Consider the following 14,239-nt stretch of genomic DNA (forward strand, 5'->3'; position numbering starts at 1 on the left):
CCGTGTGGTCACTCAGAGGTTGCGTTTGTTTCGCCGTTTTCCTGGAGCGGCAGACAAACGCGAAACAGGGCGCCCTCGTTGATCTTGCTTTCGACGACGATGGAGCCGCCATGGGCGGCGACGATCTGCTCGGAAATGAACAGACCCAGCCCGAGGCCGGCCACCACCGTCTTGGCGGAAACCCGTTCGAACTGTTGAAAAATGCGTTTCTGGTTCTCCTCGCTGATGCCGATGCCCTGATCCTGAACTTCGACCCGGGCTTCGCTGCCTTCGCGATAGACCCGTACCTGGATCGGGCTTTTGCCGCCGTAACGCAAGGCGTTGGTCAGCAGGTTCGACACGACCTGCTCGATGCGAAACTCGTCCCAATTCCCTTCCACCGGCTCAGCCGCTGTGAAGCTGACTTCCGTCTCGGCAGCTTCAATCTGCTGGGCGAAGTTTTGCAACACATTGCCTACCAATTGCGCGAGATTGAAACGAGTCGGTCGGATCGACAGCTTGCCTGTGCGGATCCGCGACACGTCGAGCATGTCCTCAATCAAGCGAATCAGGCTTTTGATCTGACGTTCGTCACGGTCCACCATCGCGTGCATCTTGTCGAGGGTGAACGCCGCCGCGTTGTCGCGGGCCAGGTGCATCTTGCGCAACTGGGTTTCGAGGATAAGGCCGTTGAGCGGTGTGCGCACTTCATGGGCAACGATCGACATGAAATCGTCGCGCATGCGCACTGCCTGCTCCAGTTCGCCCTGGGTGCGCTGCAGTTGCTGCAGCAGCGCTTCCTGTTCGCGACGACTTTGCTCGAGGGCTTCGACCTGCTGCTTCATCGCCTTGCTCTGGCGGTACAGGTCGACGAAGACGTTGACCTTGCTCTTCACCGCATGGATATCCAGCGGCTTGTGCAGGAAGTCCACCGCGCCGCTTTCATAGCCCTTGAACGCGTAATTGAGTTCACGGCCGGCGGCGCTGACGAAGATGATCGGGATGTTCTTGGTTTTCTCGGTGCCGCGCATCAGTTCGGCCAACTCAAAACCGTTCATGCCGGGCATCTGTACGTCGAGAATGGCCATGGCGAATTCGTGTTGCAGCAGCAGCGACAGCGCTTCGTCCGCCGACAACGCTTTGTAGACGGTGCGGTCCTCGCGTTTGATCAGCGCTTCGAGGGCCAACAGGTTCTCGGGCAGATCGTCGACGATCAGCAGTTTTGCCTGGATATTACTCAGCATGCGATTCGTTCCAGCTCGACAAGCAGACGGCCGATGCCGTGTATGGGAAGGATGTAATCCGGTTGGTGCGTTTTCAGCGCCGCGCGAGGCATGGTGGCGACTTGCGCCTCTTCAGGGTCCTGCACGATGGTCAGCCCGCCCTGAAATTTGACTTGTGCCAGCCCCCGTGCGCCATCGTGGTTGGCGCCCGTCAGCAACACCGCCGCCAGCGCTGGCCCGTAAACATCGGCAGCGGACTCGAACAGGAAATCGATCGAAGGGCGCGAATGGTGCAAGCGGTCTTCAAGGCTCAGTGACAGGCTGCGATCCTGCTCCACCGACAGGTGATAACCCGGCGTGGCGAAGTACACCGTGCCGGGCGTGATGTCCTGTTTGTCGATGGCTTCGGCGACCGGCAGCGCCAGCCGCCGGGCAAACACCTCGGCGAGCTGGCTGCGACGCTCTTCCGGCAAATGCAGCACGATAATGATCGGTAACGCGAACCCGGCCCGCAGCGAACCGAGCAAGGTCAGCAAGGCCTCGACGCCACCGGCGGAAGCTCCGACCACAATCGCCTCGACCCGAGGCAAATCCGCTGTACTGATCATGATTTGCGATAGATCCGCTCTTGTTTCACCAGCGGTTCGAACTGGTTGGAATAGCTGGAAAAGTCCAGGGTTTCCTTGCTGCCCAACACCAGAAAACCGCGATGGCACAACGACTCATGGAACAATCCAAACGCTCGATCCTGAAGTTTTTTGTTGAAGTAAATCAACACATTACGACAAGAAATTAATTGAGTTTCGGAGAATACGCTATCGGTCGCCAAACTGTGATCGGCGAAGGTCACGTTCTCGCACAGGCTCTTGTCGAAAATCGCGTAGCCATAGGCTGCAGTGTAGTAGTCGGCAAACGAGTGCTGGCCGCCCGCCTGCTGATAATTGGCGGTGTACGCACGCACATTTTCCATCGAAAAAATCCCTTGCTTGGCCTTTTCCAGCGAGCGCGGGTTGATGTCGGTGGCGTAGATGATCGTGCGGTCGAGCAGGCCTTCCTCGCGCAGCAGAATCGCCATCGAGTAGACCTCCTCGCCGGTACTGCAACCGGCGATCCAGATCTTGATCGACGGATAGGTCTTGAGCAGGGGCACCACCTCCTGACGGATCGCCAGGAAGTGCGACGGATCGCGGAACATCTCGCTGACCGGAATCGTCAGCAGTTGCAGCAACTGCATGAACGCCGTCGGGTCGTGCAGGACTTTCTCCTGCAAGGCCGAGATGGTCGCGCATTCGAACTGGCTCAATGCGTGCTGCACGCGGCGCTTGATCGACGCGCCGGAGTAATCGCGAAAATCGTAGCTGTACTTGAGATAAATCGCCTCGATCAGCAATCGCAGTTCGATTTCACTGTTCCGTTCAACGGGATGACTACGTTCCACTAAATGCGTTCCATCTTGGGTAACCACACGCGAATCAGCGAGAACAGGCGATCCAGGTCGATGGGCTTGGCCAAATAATCATTGGCGCCCGCCTGCAGGCAGCGCTCCTGATCGTCCTTCATGGCCTTGGCCGTCACCGCGATGATCGGCAGCTTGCGCCAGCGCGGATCCTTGCGGATTTCCATGGTGGCTTCATAACCATCCATTTCCGGCATCATCACGTCCATCAGCACCAGGTCGATGTCCTCGACTTCATTCAGTTTTTCAATCGCTTCACGACCGTTACGGCCGATCACCACGACTGCACCCTTGGTTTCCAGCGCACTGGTCAGGGCGAAGATGTTGCGTACATCGTCGTCCACCAGCAGCACTTTACGGCCTTCGAAGACCTTGTCGCGGCTGCGGGCGGTCTTGAGCATCTTCTGCCGTTCATGGGACAACTGCGATTCGACTTTGTGCAGAAAGAGTGTGACCTCGTCCAGCAGACGCTCTGGCGAGCGGGCGCCCTTGATGATGATCGAACGCGAATACTTGCGCAGTTCGGCCTCTTCGTCGCGGGTCAGGTTACGCCCGGTATAGACGATGACCGGCGGGAACGAGCAGATGTCCTCGGTGGACATACGCTTGAGCAGATCATTGCCGAGCATGTCCGGCAGCTTCAGGTCGATGACCATGCAGTCGAAGATCGTCGTGCGCAGCAGTTCCAGCGCGTCCTGCGCCAGGCCCACGGCAGTGATTTCGATGTCGTCGTCGCCAATCAGGCGGGCGATGCTTTCCCGTTGCAGATCATCGTCCTCAACCAGCAGCACGCGTTTGACCTTCTGGGTCAGCTTCGCTTCAAGACGGGCGAACACGTCCTTGAGCTCTTCGCGGGTGGTCGGTTTCACCGCGTAACCGATGGCACCCATGTGCATCGCCGCTTCGACGCGGTCCTCCACGGAAATCACGTGCACCGGGATATGCCGGGTTTCGGCGTGTTCTTTCAGGCGTTGCAAAACGGTCAGGCCCGAGTGATCCGGCAGGCGCATGTCCAGCAGGATCGCGTCCGGCACGAACTCTTTCGCCAGGTCATAACCTTCATCGGCACCGTGGGCGACCAGGCACTGATAACCCAGTTCATGGGCCAGGTCGTAGAGGATATGGGCGAAATTCGCTTCGTCCTCCACCACCAGAATGCAGCGGCTATTGAACGGCGCTTTATCGCGGTCATCGTTGAAGCGCGGAATCTCGACAGAGGCCAGCGGCGAAACCACTACAGCGGAGGCCATGACCGGAGCTGCTGCTGGCGGGCTGAACGTCAGCGGCGCGACAGGCGCGTCGCCCGGTTCGCGGTAGTGCTGCGGCAGCACCAGGGTGAAGACACTGCCCTGCCCCGGCGTACTGCTGACGCTGATCGAGCCGCCCAACAACGTCGCCAGATCCCGGGAAATCGACAGGCCCAAGCCAGTGCCGCCGTATTTGCGGTTGGTGGTGCCGTCCGCCTGGCGGAAAGCTTCGAAAATGCTTTCCTGTTGATCCGCCGCGATCCCGATCCCCGAGTCGCGCACGATAAAGGCGATGCGATCGTCTGGCTGGCCGGCGATGGTCAGGCTGACTGCGCCGTTTTCGGTAAATTTCACCGCGTTGGAAAGCAGGTTCTTGATCACCTGTTCCAGACGCTGGCGGTCGGTGAACAACGTACTCGGCGCATCGGGTTGCAACTGGACACTGAATGCGAGTTGCTTGTCTGCCGCCAGCGGTTCGAACATCCCGCGCAAGCCATCGGCCAGACGTGCCACGCTGGTGTTTTCCGGCACCACTTCGAGTTTGCCGGCTTCCACCTTGGAAATGTCGAGAATGTCGTTGATCAGGTTGAGCAGATCGTTACCGGCGGAATAGATCGATTCGGCAAACTTGACCTGTTCGGCACTGAGGTTTTCCTGCGGATTTTCCGCCAACAGCTTGGCCAGGATCAGCGAGCTGTTCAGCGGCGTGCGCAGTTCATGGGACATGTTGGCCAGGAACTCGGACTTGTATTTGCTTGAACGCTGCAATTCCTCGGCGCGTTCTTCGAGCTGCACTTGGGCCTGATTGAGCTCATTGTTCTTCTGATCCATGGCGTCACGCTGCTCGGCCAGGGTCTTGGCCTGTTCGGCCAGTTGCTCGTTGGTCTGCTCCAGCTCCACTTGCTGGGTTTCCAGATGCGCCTGGGACTCCTTGAGAATCCGCGACTGTTCTTCCAACTCTTCGTTGGCGGTTTTCAGCTCTTCCTGCTGCACCTGCAACTCTTCGTTGAGTTGCTGGGTTTCGGCCAGCACTTCCTGCAAACGCTGACGGTATCGCGCCGCTTCTATAGACGTGCCGATATTGCCGGCGATCAGTTCCAGCAACGCCACATCACGGTCGGTGAGTGGACGCAGGAAACCCAGCTCGATCACGCCGTTGACCCGGTCGTCATCGCTGGTCGGCACCACCAGAACGCTGTGCGGGAGACCTTCGCCGAGGCCGGAACTGACCTTGAAGTAGTCGGAGGGCACCGAGTCGAGACGAATCAGCCGAGCCTGCTGGGCGACCTGCCCGACCAGACCTTCTTCGCTGTAAATCGATTGGTTCTGTTGTTCCTGTTCGCGGGAGAAACCGTAAGTCGCCACGCGTTTGAGGCCGCCATGCTCCTCGCGCACATACAACGCGGCCACGGCGCTGCCCAGATACTGGGCGCAGAACTGCAGGATATTGCGCCCCAACAGATTGACCGTCAGTTGCCCCAGCACTTGTTCGGCGAGCTGGGTCTGGCCGTTGCGCAACCAGGCTTGCTGTTCCAGACGTTTTGCACTGGCCTCTTGCGCCGCCAGGGTCGCGGCATAGCTTTGCGACAGATTGAGCAAATCGCGCCTGCCGACATAGGCCAGCAGACCGCTGATGCCCGCCACGAACAGCAGATAAAGACTGATGCTCCAGACCGTTGTGCGGCGCACGTCTTCGTTACGGGAGGCACGCAGCAACTGTTCGGTTTCAATCACATCTTCGAACTGCTTACGTATCTCGTCGGTCAGGCGCTTGCCCTTCCCCGCTTTGACCGCCGACTTGTAATCGCCACTGGCGCGTTGCAGATCGATCATCGACTGCGCGTAATTCGCCCACTCGATTTGCAGCGCCTGAAGACGGCGCAGGCGGTCGGTCTGAGCCGGATTGTCCGCAGTCAGTTCGAGCAAGGTATTCAAAGCCACAGCGATGCGAGGCTTGGCCGTCTCGTACGGATCGAGGAAATGCTCGTCGCCGCTGAGCAGATACCCGCGCATGCCCGTTTCCAGGTCCACCGTGAGTTTCACTGCTTCGTTGGCGTTATTGATCACCCGGTCGGTGTGCTCCACCCACTGGATAACCGACAACAAATAGGTGATCAGCGAAACGAAGAACACGGCACTGATGACGCCGACGCCCAACGGCAGACTGACGTTGCGGCTCAGTAGTTTGCGAAACCGTTGCTCATCAACCGAAGACGGAGAGGACATGTGGCAGCCTTGTCGAACTGTTGAAAACCAGAGAGTTTGCCCCAAAAAGGCGGTATGGATCCATTTTTCTCACTGCTTTAGTACTGTTTTCCTACATTTGCCTACGCCGAATCGCGGGCCAACAGGTATCCTTGCCCGCCCGTTTGCGCCTATTCTTTTTTGTATCCACTCGGGAACTTGTGGCCATGCGCCACTTACTCATGCAAGAGCCCGGCATTTTTGATCGACCGGCGCCCCACCCCATTCTTGAGAGCCGCCATTATGTCCATTACCACGCCCACCATTCTTGTAGTAGAAGACGACTCCATCGTGCGCATGCTGATCGTCGACGTGCTGGAGGAATTGGAGTTCGGGGTTCTGGAGGCCGATGGCAGCGAACAGGCGCTGGAAATCCTCAAGGATTTGAATCAGCACATCGACCTGATGATGACCGACGTCGGCTTGCCCATCATGGATGGCCGTCAACTGGCTACCGAAGCCCGCACACTGCGCCCGACTCTGCCCATCCTGTTCGCCAGCGGTTACGCAGAGACGATTGAAGCGCCTTCGGACATGCACGTGATCGGCAAACCGTTTTCAATCGATCAGTTACGAGACAAAGTCAAAGCCGTACTTGAGTGTTCCTGAAAGTTTCAACTTCCATTCCCGAACTATTCAAAGGGCGGATCCCGGGTCTGCCCTGACCAACTTTGAAACCAACTACAACTGTTCATCAGCCGCAGAACAAAACTATTCTGCGGCCGTTCCGTAGTTGTGTTTTTTACGCACCACAAACTTTTGCATAACTGCCGAGGACAACTAATTCAGAATATAAACCAAGGATAAATTGCTTATGCAACTTGCACAGGGCACAAGCCTGCTGGATATAGACGACGCTGCATTCGATTTCGGGAATGTTGCCTCGCGTCGAAAGCTTGATCAAACAGAAAAATCCAGCATTGCTTCAAGCCTCTCTACCCTTGCAGGAAAACGCCCGGACACTGCACTCATCGACTTGCGCGACACCATGGTGCCCCGTTTGTGCGGAACGACGTTTGATAATGCCCTGGAATTTGCCCGCGTCGCTTTGTCAAAGATGCTTGAAACCGAGGACTTTGCTTTCCTTGCGCAGAAACATTCCCTGCCTGATGACACTGTTGTCTGTATTGATGAGCAGGCCAGGCTCAGGGTCCTGATCAAGGATGGATGGGTTGATATCACCAACGACTCCGCCATTAGCAGCGACTTGCTCAATGACATCCTGATGTTGGGGGACTGCGCGGTAAAAACCGGCGGCTGTGTTTTTTCCGGAGAGTTCTTTGCAGTCGAACAGTGGCTTCGCTTTCATGAATACACCCTGCCCGGCAATGTTGAACAAGTGCGTAATCTGGTCGAGTTTCTTCAGTTCGAAATTCCGCAAAGCCCGGATACAGCCGACTTTTATCAATTGCTGGGGGAACCCGTCGACTCGCCTTTTCACCTGTCGGCAGAGGCACGCAAAACCATCACGCTGGTCACTGACGAACTCACGCAAGGTCAGTCCAGTCTGTTGAAGTTCATTGCCACGGAAGATCTGCGCCAGGTGCCTGAAGTTAGTCGGCGCGAACGCGCGGCCGACTACCTGGAACGCTTTCTCGATTCGCCGAAAGCCAGGATGCTGGGTGAAGTTCTGCATCAGCGGCTGCAATGGCACCTGGAACAAGCTGACCGGGAAGTGGCGAAACGACAAATCAAATGTCTGGCAGCCACCGCGTTGATTCTTGATCTGAAAGTCGATGTCGAACGGCATGCGAAAACAATCGCCGGGTTTGCTCTGTATCAACCGGACAATGCGTTGAGGACCCCTTCGCAGGTGGTGCAGGCATTTGAAAAACAACTGATCGTCGAAACGCAGCTGGAACCTGAACTGGGGCCTTTGGCCGCACACCTGTTGCTGGCGGGCGCGGCACCCCAGTTCCTCGTTCAGCAAATGCCCGTCGAATTGACGATCGGCAAGCCTGGATGGGTCATTCTGTCCCAGGCGGTCGCACTGATTGAGCTCGCCGCGCCCGGCGCTTCGCGTCTGATGACCTACGCCCGGGTGAAGGCATTTTCTGAACTGGCGCCCGTCAGTAGCGCTCAACGTGCGATGCACGAACTGGCAACCATCACACCGGTTATCCAGTGGGCAATGCTCAACGGTGTCTTGCCTGCGACGACCGAAAATGAATATGACGTAGATGCCTTCATCATCGCCGCCAACCGTTTCAGCGAATATGCCGAAGCATTGAATGAAGTCGAAACAGGGATTTCGGTTGTTCCGCCTGATCGACGGGAGTTGGCACTGCAAGCGCTGAAACGCGTTTTGCCGGCAGGCGATTATCTTGAACAACGAGTATTCAAAGCCAGGTTCGACCCGTCATTGGGTGAACGCAATATTCTGGAGTGGCTACTGCTTTATCATCCTGTCAGCCTGAGTAATGCAAACGGCGAACATTCAAAAATAGAGAGACTCCGTGTTTCGATTCTCGACCTCTACCTGTCAGGTGATCTGGTCGTTGACGGCAAGTTGACGGACAAGTTCATAACCACCGAGGCATTCAATCCCCCCGCTAACGCCTTCTCACGGCTCGGCGAACTGGAACCAATCGACTCGCTGTTCGACGAGGTTTTTGAGCAATACCATCAAACTTTGCAGAAGAGCCTCCAGTCCATCATCAAAATGGCAGTGTCAAACTTGCCCAAACGTGACAGGACAATGCTGGCCAATGGTTTCATCACGTTATATACCGTTCGAAAGTCGGTAAACACGCTCAATCCATTTGAAGAAACCCAACGCCATCGCAATGCTGCCAAGGGGCGTTACGGCATTATTCTGGGCTGCCAAAACGGTAAGGCATTCCATTGTTATGAACTGTTCTCTCTCAGGGGACTTTGTCGCGAGCGTCCGGAGCTGGCCGACATGTTGCGTTCCACCGGGGTTGTGTATGAAGAGCCTTCACTGTCCTACAAAGGCGCGGACACGGACTTTCAGCCCAAAAAACCCGAGCGCCAATGGCCTCTTGACCTCGATGCCTATCTCAATGGCAGCGAGCCGAAACACGGTGTGAAGTCTGGCGCGGTCGTGGAAAAGCTTTGGCATTTCACCCTGACGTCCGAGGAAGTGCATCCGGTTCCGCTTTTCTTTTCTGCAGCCTTCCAATCCTTGGCGCAGGGGGTCCTGGGCAATCACCCGGTGGCCACTCGTGACGAACTGTATTCATCGTTGTACGCAAAGACCGAACTGCAGCAAATACGTGCCGAAAATGATCAGGTGAATGAAGCCATCATCAATGTCATCGTGCCTTTCAAGAAATGTGTAGAGGACCTGCGATCCGGTGACGCGTCTCAAATAACCGAGGGCATCGGCGGCTGCATTCTCGACGGTCTGGCGTTGCTGGGACTGGTTGTCGGCTTCGGTGCCACGATTGCCGGAATCGCTGGCAAGACCACCTCGACGACCGCCAAGGCTCTGAGCATTGCCAAGGCAGGGGCGCATTTTTCGGTGTCCATTTTCAACCCGCTGGACGGGTTGCCGACGTTGGCTGTGCAAGGTGGGCGCCTGGCCAAAAAGGGCGTGCTGCTTCTGAGCAAATACGGGCTGAACACTCTGGAAACCGCCACCGGCCAGTTGCGCAAACTGACTGGAAGCGCGCAATCCTACGATCTGGTCAAGGCTGCGCAGAAATCAGACCTGTTTCAAGGTACCTGGAAGGCTGCGAACAATCCGGGGGATGCAGTCAGTCTGTTGGCACTTCAGCGAAACAGTGACTGGTATGCACTGAATCACAGGGTTGGCGGTGCCTGGGGACCCAAGTTGAGAAACCTTAAAGCCTCGCCCTTGGCGCCGCTTCGCCGACTCTTCGGTCGCTCGAAACCCTTCAGTTATACCCGGGCCTATGTGAAAAGAGCCCTGCCGACAGCCAAATCAAAACTCGATAATGCTGTTCTGATGCTCCTGGATAACGACAACGCTGACATGCGCGCGGTGCTCAAGCACGTCTTTGGCAATGATTCCGATGAAGTACTCAGGCATGTGAAAGCCAATTTGCACAACATGCGCAACGATCTGGATTACGTCACGCTTGCCAACATGTCGTTCAAAAAAGGCTCGGAAGCCAACGCTGCGTTGCGGCCGCCGGTTTACAGGCGCTGGAAGGCCAGCGTCCTCGACGGCTCGTACTTGAAAAACCCTCCGGAGCGATTTCTGGTGATCTACCCCGACGGACTGGACGACTATTACCGTATGGCCAAGTACGACGATGGCCGGATTGGAGATGTGTTGGTTCATGAAATGGCTCACGGCGCGCCGGACACACTGGACTTGTATTACGGGCAATTGAAACAGGCCGGCGCCGGGCCTGCCGATATGGACGTGGCCGGATTGCTGGATTTCGCCAAGGATGCTCACAAGGCGCACCCTAAAAACCTTTCCAATCCGCATTTCCGGGCCACTCATGATGAGGGCTTCGAGTTGTTGGGGCTTATTGAAAATACGCTGCCGTCGCTCGTTAAAAAGCATCCGGCATTGCTCAACGCCGATTCCTACTCACTGGCGGTATCAATGCTCGATCAGGCACGGACACACCGGGAAACGTTCTTGCTCAATCTCGCTCGCATTCAGAACGGCTTGAAAAACACTAACAGGCTCGGCTTCATCGACGGCTCGGTGCGACTCAAGCTGAGCAAGGCACCGATCTGATAAAAAGCGGATTGGCAGGCGCGCGCATTGTGTTCTAATTCGCGCGCCTTTTTTTGTCCCTTTGTCCCAGGAATCGTTACTCATGAGTCAGCCCGCAACCAAAGTCCTCGTCATTGGTTACGTCTGGCCGGAACCTCGCTCCTCCGCCGCGAGCGGGCATGTGATGCAGATTCTCGAGACGTTCCTGCGACAAGGCTGGCAAGTTACCTTTGCCAGCCCGGCCGGTACCGGTGAGCACCGTGCCGATCTGACTGCGCTGGGCATTCAGGAAGTACCGATCGAACTGAACAACAGCAGTTTCGATGTGTTTATCAGTGAACTGGCCCCGGACATCGTGTTGTTCGACCAGTTCATGATCGAAGAACAGTTCGGTTGGCGAGTGGAGAAACACTGCCCCGATGCCTTGCGCGTTCTGGAAACGTCGGACCTGCAGAGCCTGCGGCATGCTCGACACCAGCGCTTGAAAGATCGACTGAAGCTCAGCGACGACGCCAACGATTTCCAGGGATTGTTTGCCCCGGCGCTCGCCGAAGAGTTCGAACTGATGGCCGAAACCGATCTGGCCAAGCGCGAGATCGCCGCGCTTTATCGTTGCGATCTGAACCTGATGATCTCGCCAGTGGAAATCGAGTTGCTGGTGCAACAGTTCAAGCTGCCACCGGAGTTGTTGCACTGGTGTCCGTTGATGGTCGAACCACTCGGCACACCGTCAAAACCCTTCGAGGAGCGCGAGCACTTCCTCAGTATCGGCAATTTCCGTCACGCCCCGAACTGGGACGCCGTTCTGTGGCTGAAGACGACAGTCTGGCCGCTGATTCGCGAGCAACTGCCCAAGGCGCAATTACATGTCTACGGCGCGTATACGCCGCCCAAGGCAACAGCGCTGCACAATGCGTCCCAGGGTTTTCACATCATGAACTGGGCGGAGGATGCATTGCAGGTCATGTCCGATGCCCGGATTTGCCTGGCCCCCCTGCGTTTCGGCGCCGGCATCAAGGGCAAGCTGATCGATGCCATGCTCTGCGGAACGCCCAGCGTGACGACGCCGATCGGTGCTGAGGGTATGCACACGGATCATCTCTGGCCAGGAGCCGTGACGCAGTCGGCGCGGGCGTTCGCCGATGCAGCGGTTCAGCTGTACAAGGACGAGGGGCTGTGGCAAACCGCTCAAACTCAAGGCAGCACGCTATTGCGTGATCGCTATCAACAATCGATTCATGGTCCCGCCCTTATTGAGAAAATAGAATATTGCCGTGAACATCTGGCGCAACTCAGAAAAAACAACTTCACAGGCAGCATGTTGCGTCATCATGCACACAAGAGTACCCAGTACATGGCGCAGTGGATCGAAGCAAAAAACCGGAACAAATGAGATGACGGAAATCTATAAAAACAATCACCAACAACTTGCATCAACCCACCGATAGCCATTAAAAAAGTTAAACGCTATAAACATCCTGCAAGCGCCATTCAAATAAAAACTTGAATTGCCAACAACTCTTTAAATCACGCAGGATGCATAAATGAGCAACAATAACTGGATGGGCTCAACGCCCGCCATTGATACACTGACAATCGCTGAACTGACATTGCCCGGCACCCACAACGCAGGCAGTGACTGGCGCGCCGACTACCCGTTCTACCCGTCTCGCCATTGGCTGGTATGTCAGCACGATACCTTTTACGCCCAACTGCACCATGGTTCCAGAGCGCTGGATATTCGCCTGAGCTACGAAGCCAGTGCCGAAGGTCCAAAAAAATTCATCCTTCACCATAATGGTTTTCGGAACTCTCGGACATTAGGGCAACTGATCAACGACGTAGAACTTTTTCTGCAAAAAAACCCAGACGAATTCATTGTTCTTGATTTTCACAAACTTGATGGCAAAGACTTTGACCACGACTACTTCAATAAAATAATGAGCAGTTTTCTCGGGCATCGACTTATCCCACGCTGGAACGCGGCGCTGAGCCTGCGAGAGCTGAAGCGCGCCAGCACGCAACAGCGAGTGTTTGCCGCCGGTCCAGGCATAGAACTTGATCACACGATATTCCACGAGTATGTAAGCCATAAGTGGTCAGGCACCGATACGACTTCGCCTGACGAGCTGAGGGCGTTCATCGGTAGTGTCATGCAGAATCCACCGGGCTCCTGGCGTCCCTGGTCGTTGTCCGCCACCAGTTATACCTACCTGGGCGGTCCCGTCGACATCCATGACCAGTTGAACGAATGGTTCGATCTGGACAACAGTGACTGGGCATTGAAGTGCAATATCATCAATGTCGACTTCATCGAAGAGTCGGACCTGGTAGAGATTTGCCGGATTGCCAACCTGATGAAAGCCCGGGAAAGGGCGCTCTGAGCGGCAATGGAAACTGGCGCAACCGACGAGGAACGAGGCATGATCACCGGGCGATAACAATAAAAGCGCTCTGCCATGACCCGAACAGCCCGCGTGACTGACCCTTCTTATGAGCTGATGGATGACCACAACGGGTTGTCCATCATCTATCGCCAGCACGGTTTCCCCTGCCCGCTGGTGCGCTGGCATTTTCACAAGGAGTACGAACTGCACCTGATCGTCGCCAGTTCGGGCAAGGTGTTCATCGGCGACTACATCGGCAACTTCTATCCGCAGACCCTGTTCCTGACCGGCCCGAATCTGCCGCATAACTGGATCAGCCAGGTGGCCGAGGATGAAGTGGTCGAGAAGCGCGACATGCTGGTCAACTTCACCGATGAACTGTTCGAAAGCGGCCATCAGGTATTCGCCGAACTAAAGACCCTGGCGCCGCTGCTCGAGCGTGCGCAATACGGCATCGAATTCCGCTCGCCGCAGACAATTCGTCAGGCCATGACCCTGATGCAACGCATCGCCGATTCAACCGGCATCACCCGTCTCGGGCACTTTTTCATCCTGATGGAATTGCTGGCGGCCTGCGACGACTACCAACTGCTGTCCGGCGCAACCACCCCGCAACTGGCCGACGAGCACAACATCGACCGCACCAACCGCGCGGTGGATTACATCTTCGCCCATTACGCCCGCGAATTGCCGCTGGAGGAAGTCGCCGAGCACCTGGGCATGAAACCCACCTATTTCAGCCGCGTGTTCAAGCAAGCCACCGGGCGCAATTTCATCGAATTCGTCAATCGCCTGCGCATCAGCAAATCCTGCGAGTTACTGGCCGATGGCGACAAACCGGTGACCGAGGTGTGTTTCGAGTCGGGCTTCAACAATATTTCCAATTTCAATCGGCGCTTTCAGCAGCTCAAAGGCATGACGCCGTCGCATTACCGGCGGCTGGTGGTGCAGCGCCTGACCGAGCAAAACCACGGCTGAGCAGGAAAATCTGTACGGTTTCGCGCCTCTCGCCCTGGTGAAACGCCCTTCCCTGCGTTTATCGC

9 protein-coding genes are annotated in these 14,239 nt (G+C 56.4%); 5 read left to right on the plus strand and 4 right to left on the minus strand.

The annotated features are described in order from the left end of the window. Nucleotides 1-8 precede the first annotated feature (8 nt). Genes AWU82_RS07555 through AWU82_RS07570 form a run of 4 tightly spaced genes read right to left on the minus strand, consistent with a single transcriptional unit; the run spans nucleotide 9 to nucleotide 6,131 of the window. On the minus strand, nucleotides 9-1,223 hold the full coding sequence (locus tag AWU82_RS07555; protein ID WP_064381711.1) for a hybrid sensor histidine kinase/response regulator: 1,215 nt from the start codon (nucleotides 1,221-1,223) through the stop codon (nucleotides 9-11). Continuing rightward, a complete protein-coding gene (locus tag AWU82_RS07560; RefSeq protein ID WP_064381714.1) occupies nucleotides 1,217-1,810 on the minus strand; it encodes a chemotaxis protein CheB in 594 nt (197 codons plus the stop codon). The genes AWU82_RS07555 and AWU82_RS07560 overlap by 7 nt, the downstream gene beginning before the upstream one ends. Continuing rightward, nucleotides 1,807-2,640, minus strand: coding sequence for a CheR family methyltransferase (locus AWU82_RS07565; protein ID WP_064381715.1), 834 nt, complete (start codon nucleotides 2,638-2,640; stop codon nucleotides 1,807-1,809). The genes AWU82_RS07560 and AWU82_RS07565 overlap by 4 nt, the downstream gene beginning before the upstream one ends. After that, nucleotides 2,640-6,131, minus strand: coding sequence for a response regulator (locus tag AWU82_RS07570; RefSeq protein WP_064381716.1), 3,492 nt, complete (start codon nucleotides 6,129-6,131; stop codon nucleotides 2,640-2,642). The genes AWU82_RS07565 and AWU82_RS07570 overlap by 1 nt, the downstream gene beginning before the upstream one ends. A gap of 261 nt (nucleotides 6,132-6,392) precedes the next feature. On the opposite strand from AWU82_RS07570, the gene AWU82_RS07575 reads away from it, so the two are divergent. The 5 genes from AWU82_RS07575 (at nucleotide 6,393) to AWU82_RS07595 (ending at nucleotide 14,174) form a co-directional block, all read left to right on the plus strand. Further along, the gene (locus AWU82_RS07575; protein ID WP_064381719.1) at nucleotides 6,393-6,758 is read left to right on the plus strand and encodes a response regulator; all 366 of its coding nucleotides are present in this window, start codon (nucleotides 6,393-6,395) and stop codon (nucleotides 6,756-6,758) included. A gap of 205 nt (nucleotides 6,759-6,963) precedes the next feature. After that, complete coding sequence (locus AWU82_RS07580) at nucleotides 6,964-10,830, plus strand: hypothetical protein (RefSeq protein ID WP_190241568.1); 3,867 nt, start codon at nucleotides 6,964-6,966, stop codon at nucleotides 10,828-10,830. Between the two features lie 82 nt (nucleotides 10,831-10,912). Then, the gene (locus AWU82_RS07585; protein WP_064381725.1) at nucleotides 10,913-12,202 is read left to right on the plus strand and encodes a glycosyltransferase; all 1,290 of its coding nucleotides are present in this window, start codon (nucleotides 10,913-10,915) and stop codon (nucleotides 12,200-12,202) included. A 151-nt stretch (nucleotides 12,203-12,353) separates the two neighbouring features. Continuing rightward, nucleotides 12,354-13,193: a phosphatidylinositol-specific phospholipase C domain-containing protein gene (locus AWU82_RS07590; RefSeq protein ID WP_064381727.1), complete on the plus strand. Its 840-nt coding sequence runs from the start codon at nucleotides 12,354-12,356 to the stop codon at nucleotides 13,191-13,193. A 75-nt stretch (nucleotides 13,194-13,268) separates the two neighbouring features. Next, nucleotides 13,269-14,174 (plus strand): AraC family transcriptional regulator, encoded by a 906-nt coding sequence (locus AWU82_RS07595; protein ID WP_011334055.1) that lies wholly within the window; start codon nucleotides 13,269-13,271, stop codon nucleotides 14,172-14,174. Nucleotides 14,175-14,239 lie beyond the last annotated feature (65 nt).

This window comes from Pseudomonas glycinae, assembly GCF_001594225.2.
GTDB lineage: Bacteria > Pseudomonadota > Gammaproteobacteria > Pseudomonadales > Pseudomonadaceae > Aquipseudomonas > Aquipseudomonas glycinae.

What these genes read in the sequence shown, in the direction of transcription:
- AWU82_RS07570 (WP_064381716.1), bottom strand. Translation starts at nt 6,131, where the DNA reads ATGTCCTCTCCGTCTTCGGTTGATGAGCAACGGTTTCGCAAACTACTG.
- AWU82_RS07585 (WP_064381725.1), top strand. Translation starts at nt 10,913, where the DNA reads ATGAGTCAGCCCGCAACCAAAGTCCTCGTCATTGGTTACGTCTGGCCG.
- AWU82_RS07560 (WP_064381714.1), bottom strand. Translation starts at nt 1,810, where the DNA reads ATGATCAGTACAGCGGATTTGCCTCGGGTCGAGGCGATTGTGGTCGGA.
- AWU82_RS07555 (WP_064381711.1), bottom strand. Translation starts at nt 1,223, where the DNA reads ATGCTGAGTAATATCCAGGCAAAACTGCTGATCGTCGACGATCTGCCC.
- AWU82_RS07580 (WP_190241568.1), top strand. Translation starts at nt 6,964, where the DNA reads ATGCAACTTGCACAGGGCACAAGCCTGCTGGATATAGACGACGCTGCA.
- AWU82_RS07595 (WP_011334055.1), top strand. Translation starts at nt 13,269, where the DNA reads ATGACCCGAACAGCCCGCGTGACTGACCCTTCTTATGAGCTGATGGAT.
- AWU82_RS07590 (WP_064381727.1), top strand. Translation starts at nt 12,354, where the DNA reads ATGAGCAACAATAACTGGATGGGCTCAACGCCCGCCATTGATACACTG.
- AWU82_RS07575 (WP_064381719.1), top strand. Translation starts at nt 6,393, where the DNA reads ATGTCCATTACCACGCCCACCATTCTTGTAGTAGAAGACGACTCCATC.